This window comes from Loktanella sp. DJP18, from assembly GCF_049310965.1.
Lineage (GTDB): Bacteria > Pseudomonadota > Alphaproteobacteria > Rhodobacterales > Rhodobacteraceae > Loktanella.
Genome location: NZ_JBMERN010000184.1, coordinates 1 through 5,579 on the forward strand (window position 1 = coordinate 1; position 5,579 = coordinate 5,579).

A 5,579-nucleotide genomic window follows, 5' to 3' on the forward strand; every position below is an offset into this window, starting at 1 on the left:
ACCGGCCGCCGAACCACAGCCAATATGCCCCGTGCAGCCGCGTGGTCAGCATAAATTCGGAGATTTCGTCGTTCGATTTACCGGTAAAATCGTAACCCGCGTCCTCAAAAAAGACCTGCACCACCTTACGGGTGGCACCAACCAAAACACCGGTATTTTGAGCGTGTTGGTCTCGTAGCACTTCACGCAGAATAACGCGTCGCCAGTCCTCCCGAAGCTCTTTCCCGCCCATAAGGCTGCCATGGGTCATCCGCCGGTCATGGATCTGGACAATCTCGGCGTTTGGCCGAAGCGTCATGCTGCTCATGTGACGGATGTCACATCCAAGGGCGGTCAGGATTTCAGCGTCAGCATCTGCATCAAGCAGCAGCATAGGTTCGCGGTGCTGTAGTTCGCGCTTGCAGTTCACGCATAGGGTCAGACCGTCACGCCCCCGCCGCATTGTGAGCCGCTCGATCGTATCTCGCCCCTTATCCTTTGCATCGGCAAGACATGTCCAAATCGCGCTATGTTGCGCTGCAGACTGTGCGCTCTGCTCAGCTGACGCCAAAAGCGCGTCCTGACGCGCCGGAGATTGATCCGGGCGCACGTCCGGACAGCTTGCCTGCAATTGGGCCTCGAGCGCCGCAAAGTTCCGGTAGTCCAGCGCAGTATAGGCAAGCGCCAGCGGCGATTTTCCGGCCATCAGCTGATCAACGACGGCCCTGGCGGCCTCAACCAGTTCTGACAGCTGTTTGGTGCGCCCTTCATTATCTTTGCCACTCCGATCGTGGTGGTGCCGCGAAGGTCTGGGCAGCACAAAATCTGCGGCCGAGATGCTCAGGGGCGATAACTGCCCGGCCCAAAACGTCTCATCGACAATGCGCAACACGGGTTTGGTGTCAGACGGATTTGGAAGGCTCAGATGCGCCGTGGCCATGTATTGATGGCCGTGCGCGACGTTTTCGTTGCGCTGACGCAGGTAAGCGCAGCTGTCAAAATGTGCGCAGCGCTGCGCGGGATTTGCCGAGCTTTGGCAAAAGGTTTCCTGAACGCTTAGCCCTAGTGCGATGCCGCGGCTCACCAGCGGTGCCTTTTGGCACATCGTGCGACCGCGTTGCGCTGGATCGGGTGCCCCGCGTCCGCGCAAGACTTGCAGCTCCGTGCCAAGGTCTGCAGCATGCGCCGCAGCATCTGTGACGAGGGACAAGGTCGGGGCGTGATAGATAACCGCCTGGCCCGGCAGGTACTCTGCGCACAACTGCCTCGCGACAGTGCTCTTGCCCGCGCCCGGGCTGGCCGCAAACACAGCCACCGGCACACTGTCATCGTCGGCGGTTGGCTCATGGGACGTCAAATCATCGATGTCGTGGCGAAGCGCTGCGCGGATTTGATCGTCTGCATGAGTAAGGGGGGTAAAAAGTGTGGCCGGTGCCGGCGATTTTGCGCGGTAAGCCCCGCGTCCGCCAAAACGGCCTGCGGCATCGCGCTGTTGAAATACATCTGTCATTTTCAATCCTCTGAGTTAGACTTTCAGAAGATCGGTCGTTGGCTAAATTCGAGAAATTCCCCGGCAGAATGGGGTCACACCGGTTATAATCTCTATAACCCGCGTGACACTCATTTAGCGCTAAGCCGCGACAACGCTGGCAGGTTCGGGCTAAAATGTGAATGAGGGCTCAGAGTTCGACTCTCGGCGCGACCCTGCCAGGACAGATCTTCCCTAGCAGCCAGGGGAATCGCGTTTGGAACTGAAGGCGTGAACGGTCGCTCTTGCCTGTGAGGGCGAGATGGATTCTGAACTGGGGATTGGGTTCACGGAGTCCTCATCATCATGCAGATTTTTTTATCCGCCTTCGACAACGTCCCCGATCCGCGGGCCAGTAACGCCCGCCACGACCTTGGGGAGTTGCTTGTCATCGCTTTCGTATCGGTCCTGTGTGGGTCAACCTCGTGCGCCGAAATGGCCGCCTTTGGTCGCGCGAAAGAAGGCCTTTTCAGAGACTTCCTGACGTTGAAGCATGCTATCCCCTCGCATGACACCTTCTCTGAGGTCTTCCGGATGATCGACCCAAAGGCACTCGATGCCGCCTTTGGAAAAGTGCTCGCCGATGTCGCAGCCCTTCTCAAGGAAGGGGATGTCATCGCCATCGACGGCAAGGCATTACGTGGTGCTCGTGACAAAGATGAGAGTGCCCGGACGCGCATAATGGTCTCAGCCTATGCCTCGCGGCTGCGCCTCACGCTGACGACAGTAACCGCCGACCGGGGCACAGAGCTCGACGCGGCCGTCGAGGCCTTGGGACTGATTGCGCTCAAAGGCAAGGTGGTGACCGGTGACGCTCTGCACTGCAACCGCCGCACAGTGGCCGCTATCAACACGGGGGGCGGTGATTGGTGCCTGGCGCTGAAAGGCAATCAGGAGTCCCTACTGTCTGACGCCCGCGGCTGTTTCAGCAATCTGAAAGATGGTCACCCCGTGGCCAGCTCCGCGGACACGGCCCATGGTCGCAAAAAGACCCGGACCGGCGTGGTCGTATCGGCTAAAGCACTGGGTGAATATTATGAATTTCCAGGTCTCAAAGGGTTCGCCAAGATTGATGCAATTCGAGATGCCGGCGGTAAAGTGACCTCCCAGACACGGTATTTTGCCCTATCTTGGATGCCCACACCCGAGGTCTTGCTCGCCGCGGTCCGCGACCACTGGGCCATCGAAAACGCTTTGCATTGGCAGCTTGACGTCTCGTTCCGCGAAGACGCCGCACGCAACCGAAAGGACAACGGACCGGGCAACATCGCCGTGCTGCGCCGCCGCGCTCTGGATGTCGTCCGACGCGACACATCCAAAGGCTCTCTCAGCATCAAACTCAAGCGAGCTGGCTGGGATGAGGCATTCTTATGCAGCGTTCTCAATGGGCTGGAGGCAGCATGATGCCAAACGCGATTGCCCTGCCCTAGCAGCAGCGACGGCATCGGGCTTCTGTTGGCGCGAGATCAGTCGCCAAAGCCCCAACGCGTGGCGCGCAAGGCAGGCTATGATAGCGCAATGGTCAGCACCGCACATACTGCCGTCTGCGCGGCTAAGTCGCGACGGGTAACACGCAAATCCTGCAACGTAACAACCGCGACCGCTATGTATCGGCCGCGTCCGGCTGAACTGTCATTGTGAGCTGGCTCCAAAGGGTGCCCCGAGACGCATCCTGAGATTGCACCCCCAAATAAGGTGTCGCGCCGGATATAGTATCTATATCCCGCGTGACACTTATTGGATGCAGAGCGATCTTCTCTACCTAGTCCAATTATAGGTAATTTAGGATAAAATTTGAAGAGCGCCCTCAACATCATGTTTAGCTTCAAAAAAAAATACATTAATCAATAATAAAATTTCTCTAAATTTACAATGACATCATATCCTCATAGCCAATAGAGGAGCAAATATCGTGGACTTTACTGAACTACTTACCACTTTCGCAACATCCACCAACCGCTTAGTGGATGTAAATGATATTAGGGAACAACTAAATTTTCAGTCCCTCGATGACTTGGCTGATTACTTAAGATACGATGACGTCGACTGCCTATGGGAGGAATTTGGAGATTATCGCCGCTGCTCGCGGTCAAACCGCTTTGGAGAGTATGCATACTTTGAACTAAGCCAAGATATTGAGGATTATATAATTAGTCTTGTTATTCCGTTTGACGGGATGGGTCGTAGATCAGGCCTGGCTCGTTTCATCGTGACATACGCGCCCGAAAATCTTGAAATTCAGCGACTCGAGCTATACGATGATCTCAGTGAAATTCTGCGTTCCGATGTTACTTGCGATATAGAATATTTCTTTTCCCTTCCTTGCTTAGTAAATCGTCCGGGGGAACATACACCTTCTACACGTTTCCGCATTGACCACCGGGTATACCCCAAGCGCAAAATCCAACAGACAATACACTAGCCGCAATTCTACTCGGGAATGAGGCTATTACATACCCCTAATATCAAAGCGATAAGGCCGCACTCACCATTAGCGCAGCCTTTAAAGGTGGGTTTTGAAAGACGGGACACGCCTTCCACTGCACGGAATGCGTGGCGGGCCTTTTGCATGGTCGCGTCGGTCGGTAATATCGGGACGACGTTACTGGGGAATGTCGCTACAAACCTTTGCAGTGATTTATTCATGATTCCTACGGCAACTCATTCACATCAAACAAGGCGGTGTCAGCAAAGCGTGTTGGTTCGCGCTTTGTTCTGATGGGTCAGTGAGGTATGCTGAGGCTTCCGGAGTTCCAGGAGACCCGCCATGCCCCGCTTCGAACCAGCTGAATTCGGCCGTCTGCTTGCCCGCCTGACCCCGCAGGAGCTGCGCCAGGCCGAAGGGCTCGTTGCAGATGCGCGCAAGCGTGCCGAGGCGGTCCTGGAGATCGATGCGCGGGCCGATGCTGGCGGCCCGGCGGCGTCCTGCCCCCGCTGTGGGAGTGACGCGCGCACCCGGTGGGGTCGGACCAGAACAGGCACACAGCGATGGAACTGCTCGGGGTGCGGCGTAACGTGGTCAGGCCGTAGCGGCACGCCGCTGGCCCGGGTTCACCGCCCCGACCTCGTTGTCGCGCTGGCGCGTGACATGATCGAGGCGCCGCAGCCGATGTCCTGCCGCCGCGGGGCCGAGGTGCTGGGTGCGTCGCGTCATAGCATCTGGCGCTGGCGCTGGCGCATGGCGATCATCGGCGCTCTGAAACCGGAGCCCGACGCCACCCGTGCTGGCATCGTCGAAGCCGACGAGGCCCACCAACGCGAGAGCCGAAAGGGGTCGGGGGAGTGAGTTAGGCACCGGCGTGACCCCGTGAACCACCCGGTGCCGCCCCGCCTGAGGTGGCGAGCCTATCGGCGTAGAGGCGGTTCGGCGGTAGCGCCGCCGGGGGGCTGGCGGGCCTGGGAGAAGAAGCTCCTCGCAGCAACCGATCGCGCTGGTCACCGCGCCTTCGAGGCCATTGCCGACGCGCGCCAGGCGGCGATCTCCGGTGCCCTGTTGCCCGTGATGGCGCCGGACGCGGTGCTCGGCACGGACGGGTTCGTCACCTACGAGCGGATCGCGAAGGACGCGCGCATCCCGCACTTCGCGCTCACCGCAGGACGGCGGACGGCACGCACCCCGCGCAGCCATCACATCAACACCGTAAACGCCCTGATCAGCCGTTTCCGCACCTTCATGCAACCCTTCTGCGGACCCGCGTCAAAGAACCTCGCAGCCTACGGCCGATGGCATGCCGCCCGAAGCAATGCGGACCGCTCCTACCTTCATGCGCTCAGGCTGCTGCTCGCTTCAGGCCCTCGCGCCTACACGGTTTGCTGACACTGCCTCAAACAAATTGATATACTCCCTCCAACTCCTCCATAGATAGTTTTTTTGAAACCAGCTCTCTTACCTCCTCCATCAACGCATAACGGCGAATAATATTCGCATTTTTTGAATACTTCAGATGACAGTGCTCATCGTGCATCTCACTAAAAACCAAAGCTATATTTAGCAGCTTTTGGCTTAAGATTGCGTATTCCGGGGTGATGCGCCCACCGATTCCGATTTGATGCGCCCACCCGTTCCGATTTT

At 57.8% G+C, this 5,579-nt stretch carries 6 protein-coding genes; 4 read left to right on the forward strand and 2 right to left on the reverse strand.

Annotation, left to right across the window (positions count from 1 at the left end):
- Positions 1 to 1,489 (reverse strand): hypothetical protein (locus ACOI1H_RS23255; protein WP_422440535.1); only part of this gene is annotated, 1,489 nt, incomplete at its 3' end.
- Between the two features lie 324 nt (positions 1,490 to 1,813).
- Here ACOI1H_RS23255 and ACOI1H_RS23260 point away from each other — a divergent pair.
- The 4 genes from ACOI1H_RS23260 (at position 1,814) to ACOI1H_RS23275 (ending at position 5,324) form a co-directional block, all read left to right on the forward strand.
- Positions 1,814 to 2,911, forward strand: coding sequence for an ISAs1 family transposase (locus ACOI1H_RS23260; RefSeq protein WP_422440536.1), 1,098 nt, complete (start codon positions 1,814 to 1,816; stop codon positions 2,909 to 2,911).
- Positions 2,912 to 3,419: 508 nt separating this feature from the next.
- Complete coding sequence (locus ACOI1H_RS23265) at positions 3,420 to 3,929, forward strand: hypothetical protein (protein WP_422440537.1); 510 nt, start codon at positions 3,420 to 3,422, stop codon at positions 3,927 to 3,929.
- A 345-nt stretch (positions 3,930 to 4,274) separates the two neighbouring features.
- Positions 4,275 to 4,793 carry a transposase gene (locus tag ACOI1H_RS23270; protein WP_422440539.1) on the forward strand — a complete coding sequence of 173 codons (519 nt, stop codon included), beginning with the start codon at positions 4,275 to 4,277 and terminating at the stop codon, positions 4,791 to 4,793.
- A 21-nt stretch (positions 4,794 to 4,814) separates the two neighbouring features.
- Positions 4,815 to 5,324, forward strand: a complete 510-nt coding sequence (locus ACOI1H_RS23275) for a hypothetical protein (protein WP_422440541.1) — start codon at positions 4,815 to 4,817, stop codon at positions 5,322 to 5,324.
- Between the two features lie 7 nt (positions 5,325 to 5,331).
- On the opposite strand, the gene ACOI1H_RS23280 is transcribed toward ACOI1H_RS23275, so the two are convergent.
- The coding region (locus ACOI1H_RS23280; protein WP_422440542.1) for a hypothetical protein at positions 5,332 to 5,579 on the reverse strand (248 nt) is incomplete at its 5' end.

Excerpts from the sequence above, each read along its gene's own strand:
- ACOI1H_RS23260 (WP_422440536.1), top strand. The coding sequence starts at position 1,814 with ATGCAGATTTTTTTATCCGCCTTCGACAACGTCCCCGATCCGCGGGCC.
- ACOI1H_RS23270 (WP_422440539.1), top strand. The coding sequence starts at position 4,275 with ATGCCCCGCTTCGAACCAGCTGAATTCGGCCGTCTGCTTGCCCGCCTG.